A 17786-nucleotide genomic window follows, 5' to 3' on the forward strand; every position below is an offset into this window, starting at 1 on the left:
TATATTCTTTTCTTGTTTTAATTGAAAAATAAAATTTGTTCGAATAATTATTCTACAGCTATATACCTACACTAGCTTTCTTCGTATAATGGAGAAGTATGAATTTTAGATTTGTATTAATTTTACATATTGAGGTGAACAAAGAATGAATTCGCGGCTAATGGAACTTATTGATGTGAGTACAATAGAAACCATGGCAGAACAATTTTATAAATTAACTAACATATCACATCAACTTCTTGATGCTGAAAAAGAGTGTGTTTTTTCATTCGGAATGAATGAGATAAAAAAGAGTAAACTTCCAAAGATTGAAATCCCCATTTTCTTATACAATCAACATTTAGGATCTTTTGTTGTATGGTCCAAAAAAAGTGAAATTTTCAGTTGTCAAAAATACTTTGAAATGCTCTCAAGTTTAATTTTAGATGGTGCAATAAAGGTATTTCAAAGTAAAAATACAACGTTGCTTTCTCGGAAAGAGGAGGAACTACATACGATTTTACAAAACATGCCTGTTATGGTCGATGCGCTTGATTATAATGGAGATTTTGTTTTGTGGAACCGAGAATGTGAAATCGTAACAGGTTATACCGCTGAAGAAATAATTGGAAATCCAAATGCACTGCAATTATTGTATCCTGATCATAATTATCGCCATCAAATACAAAAGAAATTTTTAACTTGTGGAAAAAATTTCAGAGATTGGGAAATGCACTTAACATGTAAAAATGGTGAAATCAAAACAATAATGTGGTCGAATATATCAGAACAGTTTCCTGTAACAGGATATAGTTATTGGGCTGTTGGTGTAGATATTACGCATTTAAAAGCGATAGAAGAGCAGTTAAAACAACAAACATCTGAACTGGAATTAATTTTTAAAGCTTTACCAGATTTATGTTTCTTAACAGAAGATGATGGCACGATTATTGATTACAAGGCAGGATCTCCTACGAAGTTTTACGTACCCGCAGAAGCTTTTATGGGAAAAAAGTTTTACGAAGTTTTACCACCTTCAGTAGCGCAGCAGTTTCAGGAAGCCATTAATCAAGTGAAGGAAAAAGGAACGAATGTAATTGTAGAATATCCACTCACACTTAATGGAAGTATTGATTTCTTTGAAGCTAGGTGCTTACCATTATTACGTGATAAAATTATGATTATTGTACGCGACATTACAGAGCGAAAAAAGACAGAAGAATTGTTAAACAAATCAGATACGCTTGCAGCAATTGGTCAATTAGCAGCTGGCGTGGCTCATGAAGTAAGAAATCCTTTAACTGTAATTAAAGGTTTTATACAGTTATTCCAAATTAATAAAGAAGATCAAGAAAGATATTTTGATCTTATGCTTTCTGAAATTGAAAGGATAGAAGCAATCCTACAAGAATTTCTATCAATCGCTAAAACAGATGAGATAAATACAGAAAAGAAAAATATTTATCAAATTTTTAAAAATGTCGTATCGTTAATGAATACAAAAGCAATTATGACAAATATTCAAGTTGAACTTTTTACGGGTGACAAAGATATAATTATTGAATGCTCAGAAAATCAATTGAAACAAGTATTTATTAATATTTTGCAAAATTCAATCGAAGCTATGCCAAATGGTGGGGGAATTTCAATTCACATAAAAGAAATAAATGATGATGGTGTCATTATTCATGTAATAGATGAAGGAATAGGAATACCTGAAGAAAGAATTAAGAGATTAGGTGAACCTTTTTATAGTACGAAAGAAAAAGGGACTGGTATTGGATTAATGTTAAGTTATAAAATTATTGAAAGTCATCAAGGGACAATTAGTATCATGAGCGAGGTTGGGGTCGGGACAACAGTAACTATTTACTTACCGAAAGTACTAAATAAACAATCTCTTTCTAATTGTGACGACAAATGTATAGCGATACGCATTAGTAGTAATTCTTAAATCAATTAATACCCAATAACAAAGCGATTAGTGAAAACTAAGCTTTTTGTTATTGGGTATTTTTTATATTTAATTTAGTAAACTTTACCTTTTCTTTACCTTTGTTTTAATTTCTATTAAGTTTTAAACATTATATTAATATTTGTACAAAGCAATGTATAGAAATTGTACATTACTTTTAATATAGAAATGTGATTATTATTTGAAATATTGTAAGGAGGAGATTATGACAAGGTGAAAAAGCAAGAGAAGAAAAGTGGTAGAGTAGTACCTCTCCGGTTAAATATTTTATTCCTTTGTGTATTTTTATTATTTTCTGGCATTATTATTCAGTTAGGGAAAGTGCAAATTTTTGATGGAGAAACATATAAAAATGAAGTAGAGAAGAGAGAAAATGCAACCGTGGGCCTTTCTGTACCACGTGGGAAAATATTTGATCGTGAAGGAAATCCAGTAGTTGATAATAAGTCTTTACGTACGATTACATATACAAAGGTGAAAGGTGTAAAACAAGAAGAAATATTAAAATCAGCAAGACAACTTGCAGATATTATTGAAATGCCACAAGAAGATATAGATAAGTTAACTGAGACTGATAAGAAAGACTTTTGGATGCAATTAAATCCAGAACTTGCTCAAGACTTAGTATCAAAAAAAGAAATAGATAAGTTCCGAGATAAGGATATTACCGGAAAAGAGCTAGACAAAAAAATAGAAGATTTAAAAAGGAAACGCGTTACAGATAAAAATCTTCAAGAACTAACGGCTAAAGATATAGAAGTGTTAGCTATTAAAAGTAAAATGACCTCAGGTTTTCAAATGGCACCTCAAATTATTAAAAAGGACGTTAGTGAACAGGAATATGCGGTGATTAGTGAAAATTTAGCGAACCTTCCAGGAGTAGACGCATCAGTTGATTGGGAGAGAATCTATGTAAATGATGGATTATTCCGTTCTGTCCTTGGTAACGTTTCAAATGCTGATGAAGGATTGCCACGTGAACGATTAGATTATTATTTAGTGCGTGATTATAGCCGAAATGATAGGGTCGGCAAAAGTTATATCGAACAGCAATACGAAGATGTACTTCATGGTACAAAAAAAGAAGTAAGAAGCATTGCTGATAAACAAGGAAATACTATTAGAACGGAAACGGTTTCGGAAGGAAAAAGCGGTAAAAATTTAACTTTAACCATAGATATGGAATTGCAAAAAAAAGTAGAGGAGAGCATAGAAAAAATATTAAAACAATATAAAGGATCAGAATCAATGTTAGACCGTGCTTTCGTAGTGATGATGAATCCTAAAAATGGCCAAGTATTATCAATGGCTGGGAAAAGGCTTGTAGAAAAAGATGGGAAAATGGAAGTAGAAGATTATGCTTTAGGCACGCTGACAAGTTCATATGAGCTTGGATCAACGGTTAAAGGTGCGACAGTGTTAACAGGGTTTGAAACAAATGCAATAACTCCTGGAACACATTTTTATGATGCACCTATGAAGTTTAAAGGAACTAAGGAAAAGAAGTCTTGGAAAAATTTTGGTGATATAGACGATCTAAGAGCGTTACAAGTTTCTTCAAACGTTTATATGTTTAATATAGCATTAAAAATTGCTGGTGTGGATTATGTGAAAAATAGTTCACTAGATATTAAACAAGAATATTTTGATAAAATGAGATATTATTTCAGGCAATTTGGACTAGGTGTACAAACTGGTATTGATTTACCGAATGAAACTGCAGGACAAATTGGAAGAAAAGATAATCAGCCTGGTTTCTTATTAGATTATTCTATTGGACAATATGATACATATACACCACTTCAGCTTGCACAATATATTTCGACTATCGCAAATGGAGGGTATCGAATGAAACCACAAATTGTTCAAGAGATTAGAGAACAAACCGTTCAAAAAGATGAGGTTGGTAAAGTAGTACAATCAATAGAACCCGTTGTTTTAAATAGAATCGATATGAAACAAGAATATATTAATCAAGTAAAAGAAGGATTTAGAAAAGTATTTCAAGAAGGAGATGGAACGGGAGTAAGAGCGTTCCAAAAAGCACCATATAAACCAGCTGGTAAAACAGGGACCGCACAAACTGTATATGGTGGAGAAAATGAAATTGGGCGAAATGCGAAAGGCGATCGTAGAGAATGTTATAACTTAACATTAGCTGGATATGCGCCATATGATGATCCAGAAGTAGCATTTTCTGTTGTAGTACCGTGGGTTGAAAATGATAAATCGGGCATTAACTCCGATATTGGAAAAGAAGTTTTAGATGCTTATTTTGATTTGAAAAATAAGCGACTAACTGGTGAAGCGCCAAAAACAGATGCCTCTAAAGAGAATTAAAATGGAAGAAACGTCTCTAGCATTCATGTGAACTAGAGGCGTTTTTATCTGGGAATAGATTAGAAATGAGGTATATATGAAGCTGTTTATTCTAAAATATTGGAGGAACATATGTAGCTACATCTTAATTATAATAGGGGTTATTTTTATTAATAAGTCCTTTTTATTTTGTATGGTAGAAGGAATTTCGATGCAACCTACTTTGAATGAAAAAGATTATATACTTGTTAATAAGGTAAACGTCTGTTTATCGTCTTTTCATCATGGAGATGTTGTCATTATAAAAAAATAAGACGAGCCTACTTACTATGTGAAACGAATTATTGGATTATCGGGGGATAATATACAACTAAAAAAGGATGAGGTATTTATTAACGGTAAAAAGCGTGATGAGTCGTATATAAATTTAGATATGTCACAAGTATCCAATCGTTTTTCAAATTTTAGAGAAATAAAAGTTCCTACGCATAAATTATTTGTGTTAGGTGATAATCGTAATCATAGTAAAGATAGTAGGAATACACTTGGACTTATTGATGAGTCAAATATAATAGGTAAAGTAGAAATGGTATTTTATCCATTTGATCATATAAAATGGATAAAATAATTCTATTAACTATTCACGTTTTATAAAATCAATCATATATTAATAGCATAGGACAAGCAGAAAAGCTTGTTCTAACCTCACAGAACACTCCTTATCACGGTTAGGCATCTACATAGGTAGATGCTTTTTTTATGGTGATGACTGAAAATTATTTATCAATATAATGTAGCAAGCATATTAGGACTATTAGGGGAAGATTACTTGTACAAATAACAGTATGCTTAATTAAAACAATGAAATGTAAGGAGTGAGGAATAAGTGCTAAATATTTTAGTAGTTAATTTTCCAGCAGAGGGGCATGTAAACCCTACATTAAATTTAGTAAAAGCCTTGACTGAACGAGGGGATAATGTACATTATATTACAACGGCAAACTTTAAGGATAGAATTGAAGATTTAGGAGCTACTGTACATACTCATCCGGATCTATTAAAAGAGATTTCTATTGATGCTGAAACCTCATCTGGGTTAAATGCTTTCTTTCATGTGCATGTTCAAACTTCTTTATATATATTAGAAATTACGAAACAATTATGTGAAAGTATAAATTTTGATTTCGTAATTTATGATATATTTGGCGCAGGAGAGTTAGTAAAGGAGTATTTACAAGTTCCAGGTGTAGTGTCCTCACCTATATTTTTAATTCCGCCAGAATTTTTGAAGACATTACCTTTTCATCCAAATGCAGATATGCCATTCCAACCAGAGGAAATCTCTGAAAAATTACTAAATCAGATGGAACATAAATTTGGAGTAAAACCAAAGAATAATCTTCAATTTATGAATAATAAGGGTGATGTTTGTCTCGTATACACAAGTTGTTATTTCCAACCTAATAGCGAATCGTTCGGGGAAAATAACATTTTTATTGGACCGAGTATTTCAAAGCGTAAAACAAATATAAAGTTTCCACTGGAATCACTTAAAGAAAAGAAAGTTATTTATATTTCAATGGGAACACTGCTTGAAGGACTCGAACCATTCTTTAATACTTGTATTGATACTTTTTCAGATTTTGATGGGATAGTTGTAATGGCAATTGGTGATAGAAATGATATTTCTAAAATTAAGAAAGCACCAGATAATTTTATAATTGCTCCATACGTACCTCAATCAGAAATATTAAATGAAGCAGATGTTTTTATTACACATGGCGGTATGAATAGCGTACACGATGCCATTCATTATAATGTCCCATTTGTAATAATACCGCATGATAAAGACCAGCCTATGATAGCGCAAAGACTAACTGAGCTTGAAGCGGCACATAGACTATTGAAAGAACATGTTAATGTGCACACTTTAAAAGAGGCCGTAACAGATGTTCTTTCAAATGAAAAGTATAAACATGGTATAAGAAAACTTAATGATAGCTTTTTAGAATGTGGTGGTTCAAAAGAAGCAATTGCAGTTATTGAATCTCTTTTAAATAAAGTAAAACTTTAATCGGTAGGGATTTTACTACCCATAAATAGCGGGATAAATAGTCGTAACTGTATACAAGCATAGAGGTTCTCACCTTTATGCTTGTATATTCTTATCCAGCAAATTGCACAGCAGTATTTGCATGTAAAAAAGCAGTATCAAAAACGGGAACAGTAAGATCATTTTGGGAGATGAGTAAAGGTATTTCAGTACAGCCTAATAATATACCTTCAGCGCCGTTTTGAATTAATGATTTTGTAATTTGTAATAACTTTTCTTTAGATGTTTCTGAAATGATCCCTCTACTTAATTCATCTAATATGACATGGTGGATAAAGGTTCTTTCCTCTTCATTTGGGATAATTGTCTTAATGTTATATTTCGCTAATCGTGATTTATAGAAATCTTGCTCCATCGTTTGTTTTGTTCCTAATAGTCCGATACGTTTTATATTCTGTTCTACCATTTCTTTAGCACTTACATCACCAATGTGAAGAAGCGGGATAGATATTGCTTGTTCTACCTCCTCGGCAAATAGATGTACAGTATTTGAACACATTAATAAACATTCAGCCCCAGATTTTTCAACTTTCTTTGCAACTGTAACTAGTTCATTTTTCACTTCTTCATATTGATGGTTTTGTAATAAAGTAGTTACTTCACCAAAATCCATACTATATAAAACTAACTTTGCATTTTGATCGTATTGAGAGAGTGTAAGTGTATTAATATGTTTATAGTATAATGATGTAGATTCCCAACTTAATCCTCCAATCAAACCAATAACTTTCATAATGCATTCCTCCCGAAACGATTTTGAATTTATTATTTCATAATTCCGATAAGAATACAATGATTTAAATGATCTATTTAACAAAAAATAAAAATAGTAAGAAAAGTGTTGAAATTTACATTCTTTAGTGCCATAATACGAATTACAAATTAATACTTATCCAGAGAGGTGGAGGGAACGGCCCTAAGAAACCTCAGCAACCCCTATGTAATTTTATAGGAAGGTGCTAATTCCGCAGAGGACACGATGTGTTTTTTGAAAGATAAGAGGATTCTTGAACGTGAAAGAAAATGACCTCTTATGTAAGAGGTCATTTTTTTGTTGTATAGAAAGGGAGTGTCGATGCATAATTCATTTTTAAATTAAATATAGAGTAATAAAAGTTGACTAATATGAGAGGGGAATTGTCATGAACAAATTATCAACAAAGTTAGTAGTAGCAATCGGTATTGGAGCAGCATTATACGGGATATTAGGACTTTGGGGATTTTCTATTGCACCGAATACATTTATTAAACCAGCATTAGCTATATTAACTGTTTTTGGAGCATTATTTGGTCCAGTGGCAGGACTGTTAATCGGACTTATCGGTCATACCGTAACAGATACGATTGCTGGCTGGGGTATTTGGTGGGGCTGGGTTATTAGTTCAGGGATTATTGGATTTTCAATGGGTCTTATTCAAAAAAGAGTTGGCTTTAGTGTGAAAAACGGGTCGTTTAACAAGGGGGATATTTCTTATTTAGCAATTACTGGGCTAGTTGGTATTGTCATTGCTATTATATTTGCTGGGGCATTCGATATTATTGTGATGGGAGAACCATTTGACAAAATTATTATCCAAGTATTAGGAGCAACAATTTCCGATGTTATCGTTTTCTTAGTAGTTGGATTGCCACTTACAATTGGCTTGGCAAAATCTAATAAGAAACATACACATTTAAAAATTGAAAAGTAGGGATGTTAACATGAAACCAATTATTTCGTTTGAACAATTCACCTTTCAATATGGGCATGCTGCGCAGCCTACTTTAAGTGATATTACCTTTCATATATACCCTGGGGAAAAAGTACTAATTGCTGGACGAAGTGGTTCAGGAAAGTCGACATTAGCTCATTGTATAAATGGGCTAATCCCATTTTCTTACGAAGGGACTAGTACAGGTAACGTTTTAATTGCCGGTAAAGACCCGAGGGAAGGAAGTATTTTTGAACAAAGTAAGCAGGTAGGAACAATTTTGCAAGATCAAGATGCTCAATTTATTGGTCTGACAGTAGAAGAAGATGTAGCTTTTTATTTAGAAAATGAATGTGTAAAGCAAGACGACATGAAAAAGATTGTTTCGGACTCATTAAGAAAGGTGAAGATGCATACGTTTCATAAACAAAGTCCACATGAATTATCAGGAGGTCAAAAGCAAACAGTTTCTCTAGCGGGTTTATTAACAACAAATGCGGATATATTATTGTTCGATGAACCGTTAGCTAATTTAGATCCACTAAGTGCCTTACATACGATAAAACTTATGAAAGATATACATGAACAATATAATAAAACGATTGTTATTATTGAACATAGAATAGAAGAAATTTTAAACCTGGATTTAGACAAAGTTATATTAATTGATGAAGGTAAAGTCATTGCGATAGGAACACCAAAAGAAATCTTAGCGTCAAATATATTACCACGTATCGGCTTAAGAGAGCCTATTTACATCGAAGCATTAAAGAGATTACATTTTGATAGTAATAATGACGTAATATATCCAATGGAAAACCTTCAAAAAGAAAAGGTAAGCAACGTTATAAAAGAGTGGATGGAGAAACAAGTCATATTAAAAGGGAATACTAAAAACAAGGAATTACTTAAAGTGGAGAATTTATCATTTTCATACTCTAATAAACAAAAAGTATTAGAAAATGTAAACCTTTCAATATATGAAGGAGAAATTGTGGCACTGTTAGGGCATAATGGAGCAGGGAAATCAACATTAGCTCATAGTCTTATAGGCATAAACAAAATGAAAAATGGGAAAATTTTGTTAAAAGGTGAAGATATTAGTTCTTGGTCTATTCGTAAACGTGGGGAAATCATATCTTACGTGATGCAAAATCCAAATCATATGATTACACAGCCTACTGTTTTTGAAGAAGTTTCATTTACATTAACATTACATAATTTTTCTAAGGAAGAAATTAAGAATAGAGTAGAAGGAATTTTAAAAATTTGTGGTTTATATCCATTTCGTAATTGGCCAATTCAAGCACTAAGCTATGGGCAAAAAAAGAGATTAACAATCGCATCTGTATTAACAACAAATCCTAAACTTATCATATTAGATGAACCAACAGCGGGACAAGATTATTATCACTATAAACAATTTATGTCTTTTATTAAAAACCTAGCTAAAAAGGGAATTTCATTTGTTTTTATCACTCACGATATGAATCTCGCGCTAGAATATACAGACCGTGCAGTAGTTCTACATGAAGGGAAAATTATTGCGGATAATACAGTGTTTGATGTATTAGGCGATCAAGAAACGTTACAAAGAGCCAACTTAAGAGAGAGTTCTTTAACCAAGCTTGTTAAATTTAGTGGGATTGCATGTCCAGAAAAATTTATGGAGCTTTATTTAGATAGTAATAGGAGGGAGGAAGGTGCATAGTACATATTTTCATCGTATGGATGGGGTAGTGAAATTGTTTTTATTTATTTTTTGTATGACGCTTACTTTTTTGTTTTTTGATTTTCGGGTGTTGCTAATATTATTTATTATTGGGTGTATCGGGCTCAGCATTGCTAAAATTCCATTTCGTAAAATTTTAATTGTTTTTAGTGTCATATTTACATTTAGTTTATTAAACTCTGTCATGATTTTATTGATTACACCAACTCATGGATCTGAATTAACTGAATCATATACCGCGTTTTTACATGTTGGATATGTAACGATTACATATGAAACATTATTTTATGCAGCTACACTTTCATTAAAGTATTTTACGTTGTTACCATTTACACTTCTTTTTATTTACACGACAGATCCAAGTGAATTTGTAAGTAACTTAAGTAAACTTGGTATTCATTATAAGATTACTTATGCAATAAATATTGCACTACGTTATATTCCTGACATCCAGTCTGAGTATAAAATTATTAAACACGCGCAAGAAGCGAGAGGAGTGGCTTTTGAAAAAGGAGAAGCAAGTTTATGGGTTCGTATGAAGAACCGTGTTTTAATTTTCTGGCCGCTAATCATTCATTCTCTAGAAAGAATAGATACGGTTTCAAATGCAATGGATTTAAGAGGATTTGGAAAGAAGGATAAACGTACATGGTTTTATACAAGTAAGGCGAAACGTGAAGATTTCATCGCTTTATTTGCCGGTATTTTCATATTTATTGTTGCGGTATATTTAAAATTAAACGTATTTCAAAACTTTTGGTATCCATTTTAAAGCACTCTTTAAACGAGTGCTTTTACTTATTTTTATGTAGACATGCTCAAAAAAGGGATATACACATAATGTATAATACGAACCAGTTAAAATGATCAACTACCTATTAGTTTTCAAACCAAAAGGAGGAGAAAATATGAGTTACGGTGGTTCTTGTGGTTTTGGTGGAGGTTTCGCTTTATTAGTTGTGTTATTCATTCTATTAATAATTGTAGGATGCAGCTGCTGGGGCGGAGGATACTAATTTTTAATTAGTCTTCACAAATGTAAACTAAAAAAACATTGAAGATACTTATGTATCGAAACAAATAAAAAAGGAGCAACTATGCTCCTTTTTTATTTGTTTAAATGCGTATTCTTACTATATTTCGGGAACGTAATTGTTAAAGTCGTTCCTTTACTAATGATACTTCGGATTTTTAAACTTCCATGCATCGTCTCAATAATCTTAACAGCAACCATCGTACCTAAACCAGTTCCTTTTGTTTTTGTACTAAAATACGGTTCACCGAATCGATGTATTTGCTCCTGTGACATTCCAACTCCGCTATCTTCAATTCGTATTTCAACTTTACTATTATTGATAGATGAGGAAATATTTAAGGTACCACCATTAGGCATTGCTTCAATACTGTTTTTTATTAAGTTTAAAAAACATTGTTGAAAGTGCTGTTTATTACCAACAATGGTTGCCTCAGAAAAATCCTGTGTAATATGTATCGTATTCATATTACACAATGGCAATATCATATTAATAACTCGATTTAACTCTTGCTTTACTGAAATTTGATCTAATTTTTCTGGAGCAGGTTTGGCAAACGTTAAGTAATCATCGATAATTTCTTGGGCACGATTTAACTCTTCAAGTATATGTTTAATATATTCGTCTCTTGATTCAGGAGTTAAATTTGGTGTTTTTAAAAGCTGTGTAAATCCTTTTACAACCGTTAAAGGATTCCTTACTTCGTGCGATATACTTGCAGCGAGTTGGCTAACAATCTCCATTTTTTCCATTTTAATTAATTTTGAGCGCATTAATACAGCATCTTTTATAACTTCATTTATATAAACAATAAATAACATTAAAGTAGTCGGTAATACCATGAAATAAATAATATACAAATTATTCACTTCAAAATCTGATAAAGTTAATACAATTACAGTTGTAAATATTGCTAGGAAAAAGGTTAAAAACATGGAAAAAGCTACTTTAAGCTTTCTATTATATGTATTAAATTTTGAAGATGCGAGTGCTGTAACGATGAACATTATTCCGTAAACAACGACTGTCAGCATATTAAAGCCATAAAATATAAATCTTGTAATTAATAAAATTGTAAACAATATGATACCGACAGGGAATCCACCATAAAGCGTACCTATTATGACCGGAATTTGTCTTAAATCATGAATACAACTTTCATCCATATAGATAGGGTATCGCATACATAAAATAAGCGGGATACTAGAACAAAGGGTAATCAGTAATATTTTGTATTTTTTCAAATAATGCCTGCTATCATATATGAAATAAAAAACAAATATGCTACACAAAATGTATAGAAGATTATTTAATACGTTTTGATTAATATAAACAAAGTCCATAATATTTGCCTCGTTATTCTGAATTTACTTAACATATGTATTATACATGATAACATATGTTAAAGTGAATAAACCTTGTTAATACAAGATTTGTTTGGCTTTTTGTTATAAAATACAAACAGTTTGCAAACGTTAACTATCCAATGATACTTTTACCAAAATTTTTTACTCCTTCTTCCTGTATGTTCGGTAAAACATGAGAATAAATACTAAGAGTTAATGAAATGTCAGTATGACCTAATCTCTCACTGATAATTTTAGGGTTAACTCCTTGTTTCAATAGTATAGTTGCGTGTGTATGTCTTAAATTATGAGTTTTAATTTTTTTCACTGCTGCATTTTTTATTTCTTTATAAAAATTTCCCTGAAAGCATTTCTGTATAAACCCCCAACCGATTTATTACAATTAATTAAATCTAAATCTTGATAAGCAGAAACCATTCGTAATTAGAAACGTTTGGATGAGATTCTAAATAAATATAAAAATACTAAAGGAGAGTAAGCTATGAAAAAACAGGTGTTGCAAGAAAAGTGGACGAGCTAGGTCGTGTAGTAATTCCAGTAAGGGTTTATTTGGGAAGTGGCTTTAAAACTGATGTTGTCGAGTACATGCGGTAGTAAAAGGGAGATGGATATTTGAAAAAAGTAGAAATTGATGTTGGTAGCAACAAACTTTTAATAGTGAAGGGCGGAAATGTAACAGTAGTCAATCCACCAATGAGTGGATTTGGTGAGCAAGTCGCGGTTTGGATAAACGGTAAAGTTGATCGTATAGATGTGAAGTGAAAATCGTAATAAAAAAGAGCCATGAGTGGAAAGGCTCATAGCTCTTTGTATAAGGGTAATGATTTTATAGGTAAATATTATCATGTAATTCCAAAAAAATCAATTTCAGTAAATTGATTGGTATTTGATTTGGATTTTATAGAAAGAGAGCAGCTAACAACAGCTAGCGGCTCGCAGGTTCTGTAAGACAAAACAGAAAAGAATATTAACAGAATATAGAGGTTTATCCTGGTTGTTTGAACGTAGTTAAAGAAAGAATATCACATACTATCAATGTTAATAAAAACTATCTGTGGCTTTCATTTCTTTATTTTATTCACAAATAGTTCCAGTAGCTATTCCGGTTGGAGCGACACCTACTGGGATATTAGTGATAACAGTATTCGTAGCAATATCAATAACGGAAACAGTATTACTAGCTTGATTTGTAACATATGCTCGAGTGCCATCAGGTATGATAGTTACTTGATCAGGGGATAAACCAACAGAAATTGTATCAATCACAGTATTTGTCGCCACATTTATTACAGATACATTATTGCTAACTTTATTTACAACGTAAATAAGATTTCCACCCGGTGTAATATCTATACCAACAGGTTCGGTACCTACGTTAATTGTATTAATAACTGCATTGGTAGCGGTGTTAATAACAGAAACAGTATTGCTGTTTTGATTTGTGACATAAGCACGAGTACCATCTAGTGTGAAGACGATTATTCTAGGACGAATACCGACAGGAATGGTAGCGATAACTGCATTGGTAGCAGTATTAATAACAGAAATTGTGTTGCTTAATTCGTTTGCAACATATGCAAAGGTCCCATTTGGTGAAACAGTGATTCCTTGTGGAGCGAGGCCAACAGGAATGGTAGTGATAACTGCATTGGTAGCTGCATTAATAACAGAAACAGTATTATTACCATGATTTCCAACATAAACAGTTGTGTTATCTGGAGAAACAGCTACACCGATTGGATCAGTTCCAACGGGAATGGTAGCGATAACAGTATTCGTAGCAGTATCAATAACGGAAACGGTATCAGAAAAAATATTAGTAACATAGGCACGAGCTCCATTTGGTGAAACCGTTACTTCAAGTGGTGCATTACCTACAGTAATTGTATCAACTACTATATTTGTTCCGGTGTTAATTACAGATACTGTATCATTTGTAGGGTCATCTATGAGTCCTGCATTTGTAGCATATACTAGGAAATTACATGCAGGTCCGGTTGGCCCAGTAGGTCCGGTCGGTCCAGTAGGTCCCGGTGGACAATCACAATCTCCGGTAGGTCCCGGTGGTCCTTCCGGCCCTTGGATTCCTTGCACACCTTGAGGTCCAGTGGCTCCTGGTGGTCCTTCCGGCCCTTGAATTCCTTGCACACCCTGAAGTCCAGTGGCTCCTTCCGGTCCTTCCGGCCCTTGAATTCCTTGTACACCCTGAGGTCCAGTGGGCCCTTCCGGTCCTTCCGGTCCTTGAATCCCTTGGATACCCTGAGGCCCAGTAGGTCCCGGTGGTCCAGGAATTCCCATTCCGGTCCCTGAACCAGTAGGCCCAGGTGGTCCTGGTGGTCCTTGAATCCCTTGTACACCTTGAGGTCCTTCCGGTCCTTCTGGTCCTTCAGGCCCCTGAATTCCTTCTACACCTTGAGGTCCTTGAGGCCCTTCAGGCCCTTCCGGTCCCTGAATTCCTTGCACACCTTGAGGTCCTTCCGGTCCTTCTGGTCCTTCAGGCCCCTGAATTCCTTGCACACCTTGAGAACCCTGAGCGCCTCTAGGTCCAGGAAATCCTCTAGGTCCAGTGGCTCCAGTCGGCCCCGGTGTTCCGATGTTACTTAATAGCGAACTATTTAAGATTCCTTGTAAAATTAAGTTGAATGTTTGCTGTAATAAGGGGTCCGATATATTTGAACAACTTATAAGTGAAGACAAGCTTTGGAATAGAAATTGGAATAATGCTGAGATTTGAGTGAGAGATGCGGTAGGTAAAGAATTAATTAATTGATTTATAGTTCTTATAACTAAATTTCTATTTGGTGTATTTGGTTGTACTGCTATTAATAAATCATTTAATGCCTGTAATGCTGATTGGAGTATTTGTATAGTTGTTGGATTTGGTGTTGTGAAAAAAGAAAGGGTGGCTTGATTTAATTGATTTATTATTTGCAATAATTCTTGTTGTTGAGCATTCGAGAAAAAAACAGGTGTACAGCAATTAATTTGATCACAAGGGGATATAGAAACAAAGCAGGGTTGCTGAAATTTATCACACGAATTTGATTTTCGATTATATCTCATAAATACCTCCTTTAAAAAATTAAATGTTAAGTAATTTTTGGTAAATTATTAGCAACTGAATTTGTAGGTATATGTTTAATTGAAATGTTTTTTCCTTCAAAGTATATGCCAATAAAATTGAGGTGTTCATATGGGGGGATAGCCAATACTTGGTTGCTAGTAGGAAATTGTAATCATAGGAAAGGAAATGAAGGTTACAAAGTTTATAGAAAAACGATTGTATTTTAAAAAAGCGTTATTGTAATAAAAGTTGAAGTTTATTAAAAAGAAGGAATGAAGGAAGATGTAAAAGATTTTAAAAGATCCATAAAAAAAGAATTCAGTGAAACTCTGAATTCTTCTACACGTATTTTTATTTGTTAATCCATTTAGAAATAATAGGATAATGAAAGTCTTTTTCTTGTAGCACATATAAAATTCCTTTTATAGGTCCAAAAATTAACAAGAGAAACAGTATTAGATATAAAGAAGCTACCCCGAAAATAATCAAAGCGTTATTTGAAGCCAAGTCTAAATTAGACCAAAATAGCATTAAGATTCTTATTATGAAAAGATTCCAAATCACTGTAATTATCCAAATGAATAGTTGAAAAAAACAGCTTCAAGAATATTTTTCCGAATGTTTTGTGATTTACATACAAAATAGAAAACCAAAGGTATATAAAAAATTGTGACACTAAAGAAAATAAGAATAAAAAAAGATAATAATGTAAGAAAATGCATAATTAATTTTATGTTCTTTTCTTGAGTTAGGATCATTAAGGTCCTCCTATATGTATGAGATTTGTTGTGCCTATTAAAATATGTACTGTTGGTAATTATAACATGAAAATGAATTGTAATAGAATAATGCATTAAAAAGAACAAGTAATAAATTAAACAAATGCTTTATTTTGTTATAGATAAATAGGTGACTCAACAATTGTGCTAGCCGAGTCACCTAGTACTATCGAACCAAATAATGTACTTTTTCTATATGTAGTTATGGGGAGTTCTTAGAGGCTAGCCCAATAGACAGTTAAGGGACAAATAAAATCATTTTAGAGAGTTTTACATTTTATTATGTTAATGCTACAACAGCAAGAGTTAAGCCCAACGTATTCAATGTATTAGAATATGGTCCTACATTAACAGTAAGAGTACTTGTTATACCTGGAGGTGTAGTGAAAATTGCGGGTGCTGATACAGAAGTGAATCCTGCAGTATATCCTAGAGAAGTACCTGAGCCAATGATAGGATTATTATTCAGATACATAGTTATACCTGCCGAATTACCTCCTGGTTGAATAATAACTTGCACTTCATAGATTGCCAAATAGGTTCTTCCACCTTCAAGTAAAACAGTTGTTGGTGGTGTGAATGAGATTGCCGTACCATTAGAATTTACCACGGTATCTAGTGGAATCGCAGAGTTTACAGAAACTATTGATGGGGTAGTTTGAACAACATTTAAACTGTTAGCCGTGGGAGATGGACAAGAACAAGGTTTGTGAATGTTAGAGTTGTTATCATTTTGATAATTCACAAATAATCAAGCTCCTTTACTTAAAATAATTTTTTATCCTATATAAAACGTAGCTTTTTTGTATCTAAGTTATTTTTAATAAGTTTTTAAAGATAATTCGAATATTATTGGTCAGTCAACTCTTAAAAGTATTTGATACTCTGGGATTTAAAAGTGCATCTGATAAATATATATGAATGTTTTTTAAGGACATTACTGTAAGTTAGGAAACATAATAAAATCGTTATTTTAATAAAAAACGGGAAAATGAGGGGAGTAAAAGGAAAAGAACCCTTTATATAAAGGGTTTTTCTGGTGATTTAATCTATCAATTACATTCTTGGTAATATTCATCACATGAATCGTTATTATCGTTACAGCATATACAAAATGTTTTTTGAACAAATAAACTAACTACACTAGTAGAGCCTTCCTGCTTTGTAAGAGTAAGACTTTGAAAATCTTCAACTTGAAATATTTTTGTTTGAACAGGTTGTAATGTAGTAGTAATTGGTACGCTAGATCTTCTTGTTAGAATAGTTACTTGAACGGGTGCACTCATACCGACAACGAATAACTGAATTAATGTTTTGTTATGATTGTTTGTAAAATCCTCAAATACAGTTTGTGGAGCGGTGGTTTCAAGGAAAACTGAAACAGGTATATTTCCATTTTCATTTTCTGCAGAACCAGCTATCGTATGAGTTTCAATAAAACAGTTATTTTTTTGATTGTTGGAATGTGATTGGTTTTTATAATATTTTTTACCATCTTTATAAAAGTAATCAGCCATATGAATTTAAAGCTCCCTTCTTTTAAATATCTATATAGTCTATTTAATAAAGTGAAGTAGTGCTTGTACAACATAATAAAATCCGCTCTCGTAATTATCTAAAAATGTTATTTGGAAATTAAAGAGCGCCATTCAAGGCGCTCTCGGATAAACATTAATATTGAAAAAGAATACCACATTATATTTTATGCATGTTCTTAATAAATGTGTAGTTTT

At 32.5% G+C, this 17786-nt stretch carries 13 protein-coding genes, 3 pseudogenes and 1 riboswitch; of the genes and pseudogenes, 9 read left to right on the top strand and 7 right to left on the bottom strand.

The window, feature by feature from the left end; genetic code table 11:
- Positions 1 to 145: 145 nt before the first annotated feature.
- The 4 genes and pseudogenes from AC1Q8M_RS09375 (at position 146) to AC1Q8M_RS09390 (ending at position 6347) form a co-directional block, all read left to right on the top strand.
- Positions 146 to 1933, top strand: coding sequence for an ATP-binding protein (locus tag AC1Q8M_RS09375; protein WP_141532425.1), 1788 nt, complete (start codon positions 146 to 148; stop codon positions 1931 to 1933).
- A 234-nt stretch (positions 1934 to 2167) separates the two neighbouring features.
- Positions 2168 to 4294, top strand: a complete 2127-nt coding sequence (locus AC1Q8M_RS09380; protein WP_098251513.1) for a peptidoglycan D,D-transpeptidase FtsI family protein — start codon at positions 2168 to 2170, stop codon at positions 4292 to 4294.
- Between the two features lie 76 nt (positions 4295 to 4370).
- Positions 4371 to 4901 (top strand): annotated as a pseudogene (gene lepB, locus AC1Q8M_RS09385) (signal peptidase I).
- A gap of 258 nt (positions 4902 to 5159) precedes the next feature.
- Positions 5160 to 6347, top strand: a complete 1188-nt coding sequence (locus AC1Q8M_RS09390; protein WP_098361600.1) for a macrolide family glycosyltransferase — start codon at positions 5160 to 5162, stop codon at positions 6345 to 6347.
- A 91-nt stretch (positions 6348 to 6438) separates the two neighbouring features.
- Here the strand turns inward: AC1Q8M_RS09390 and AC1Q8M_RS09395 are convergent, their stop codons facing one another.
- Positions 6439 to 7119, bottom strand: a complete 681-nt coding sequence (locus AC1Q8M_RS09395) for an aspartate/glutamate racemase family protein (RefSeq protein ID WP_000864396.1) — start codon at positions 7117 to 7119, stop codon at positions 6439 to 6441.
- 153 nt (positions 7120 to 7272) lie between these two features.
- Positions 7273 to 7388: riboswitch (SAM riboswitch) on the top strand.
- A 140-nt stretch (positions 7389 to 7528) separates the two neighbouring features.
- On the opposite strand from AC1Q8M_RS09395, the gene AC1Q8M_RS09400 reads away from it, so the two are divergent.
- The 4 genes from AC1Q8M_RS09400 (at position 7529) to AC1Q8M_RS09415 (ending at position 10825) form a co-directional block, all read left to right on the top strand.
- Entirely contained in the window at positions 7529 to 8077 is a 549-nt protein-coding gene (locus tag AC1Q8M_RS09400; RefSeq protein ID WP_098361601.1) for an ECF-type riboflavin transporter substrate-binding protein, read from the top strand.
- A gap of 10 nt (positions 8078 to 8087) precedes the next feature.
- Complete coding sequence (locus AC1Q8M_RS09405) at positions 8088 to 9788, top strand: ABC transporter ATP-binding protein (protein WP_098361602.1); 1701 nt, start codon at positions 8088 to 8090, stop codon at positions 9786 to 9788.
- On the top strand, positions 9781 to 10581 hold the full coding sequence (locus tag AC1Q8M_RS09410; protein WP_097996896.1) for an energy-coupling factor transporter transmembrane component T family protein: 801 nt from the start codon (positions 9781 to 9783) through the stop codon (positions 10579 to 10581). Before AC1Q8M_RS09405 ends, AC1Q8M_RS09410 begins: the two co-directional genes overlap by 8 nt.
- A 136-nt stretch (positions 10582 to 10717) precedes the next feature.
- Positions 10718 to 10825: a YjcZ family sporulation protein gene (locus AC1Q8M_RS09415; RefSeq protein ID WP_000120182.1), complete on the top strand. Its 108-nt coding sequence runs from the start codon at positions 10718 to 10720 to the stop codon at positions 10823 to 10825.
- 92 nt (positions 10826 to 10917) lie between these two features.
- Here AC1Q8M_RS09415 and AC1Q8M_RS09420 read toward each other — a convergent pair whose 3' ends face one another.
- Together AC1Q8M_RS09420 and AC1Q8M_RS09425 are read right to left on the bottom strand one after the other, a co-directional pair.
- A complete protein-coding gene (locus AC1Q8M_RS09420; protein WP_002094037.1) occupies positions 10918 to 12186 on the bottom strand; it encodes a LytS/YhcK type 5TM receptor domain-containing protein in 1269 nt (422 codons plus the stop codon).
- Between the two features lie 136 nt (positions 12187 to 12322).
- Positions 12323 to 12633, bottom strand: a pseudogene (locus tag AC1Q8M_RS09425) (tyrosine-type recombinase/integrase); the annotation flags it as partial.
- 189 nt (positions 12634 to 12822) lie between these two features.
- Between AC1Q8M_RS09425 and AC1Q8M_RS09430 the strand changes: the two are divergent.
- Positions 12823 to 12972, top strand: a complete 150-nt coding sequence (locus tag AC1Q8M_RS09430) for a DUF3954 domain-containing protein (protein WP_098361603.1) — start codon at positions 12823 to 12825, stop codon at positions 12970 to 12972.
- Positions 12973 to 13284: 312 nt separating this feature from the next.
- On the opposite strand, the gene AC1Q8M_RS09435 is transcribed toward AC1Q8M_RS09430, so the two are convergent.
- The 4 genes and pseudogenes from AC1Q8M_RS09435 to AC1Q8M_RS09450 all read right to left on the bottom strand — a co-directional run bounded on the left by AC1Q8M_RS09435 (position 13285) and on the right by AC1Q8M_RS09450 (position 17570).
- Positions 13285 to 15273 (bottom strand): YVTN family beta-propeller repeat protein, encoded by a 1989-nt coding sequence (locus AC1Q8M_RS09435; RefSeq protein WP_098361604.1) that lies wholly within the window; start codon positions 15271 to 15273, stop codon positions 13285 to 13287.
- Positions 15274 to 15625: 352 nt separating this feature from the next.
- Positions 15626 to 16032 (bottom strand): annotated as a pseudogene (locus tag AC1Q8M_RS09440) (magnetosome magnetite crystal formation protein family).
- A gap of 301 nt (positions 16033 to 16333) precedes the next feature.
- A complete protein-coding gene (locus tag AC1Q8M_RS09445; RefSeq protein ID WP_001109242.1) occupies positions 16334 to 16798 on the bottom strand; it encodes a hypothetical protein in 465 nt (154 codons plus the stop codon).
- A 307-nt stretch (positions 16799 to 17105) separates the two neighbouring features.
- Positions 17106 to 17570, bottom strand: a complete 465-nt coding sequence (locus AC1Q8M_RS09450) for a hypothetical protein (protein ID WP_000796393.1) — start codon at positions 17568 to 17570, stop codon at positions 17106 to 17108.
- Positions 17571 to 17786 lie beyond the last annotated feature (216 nt).

The sequence above is a fragment of the Bacillus sp. GW823-FHT06A10 genome, from assembly GCF_058795375.1.

Coding starts and splice junctions, on each gene's coding strand:
- AC1Q8M_RS09420 (WP_002094037.1), bottom strand. CDS start 12,186: ATGGACTTTGTTTATATTAATCAAAACGTATTAAATAATCTTCTATAC.
- AC1Q8M_RS09450 (WP_000796393.1), bottom strand. CDS start 17,570: ATGGCTGATTACTTTTATAAAGATGGTAAAAAATATTATAAAAACCAA.
- AC1Q8M_RS09415 (WP_000120182.1), top strand. CDS start 10,718: ATGAGTTACGGTGGTTCTTGTGGTTTTGGTGGAGGTTTCGCTTTATTA.
- AC1Q8M_RS09375 (WP_141532425.1), top strand. CDS start 146: ATGAATTCGCGGCTAATGGAACTTATTGATGTGAGTACAATAGAAACC.
- AC1Q8M_RS09405 (WP_098361602.1), top strand. CDS start 8,088: ATGAAACCAATTATTTCGTTTGAACAATTCACCTTTCAATATGGGCAT.
- AC1Q8M_RS09400 (WP_098361601.1), top strand. CDS start 7,529: ATGAACAAATTATCAACAAAGTTAGTAGTAGCAATCGGTATTGGAGCA.
- AC1Q8M_RS09395 (WP_000864396.1), bottom strand. CDS start 7,119: ATGAAAGTTATTGGTTTGATTGGAGGATTAAGTTGGGAATCTACATCA.
- AC1Q8M_RS09435 (WP_098361604.1), bottom strand. CDS start 15,273: ATGAGATATAATCGAAAATCAAATTCGTGTGATAAATTTCAGCAACCC.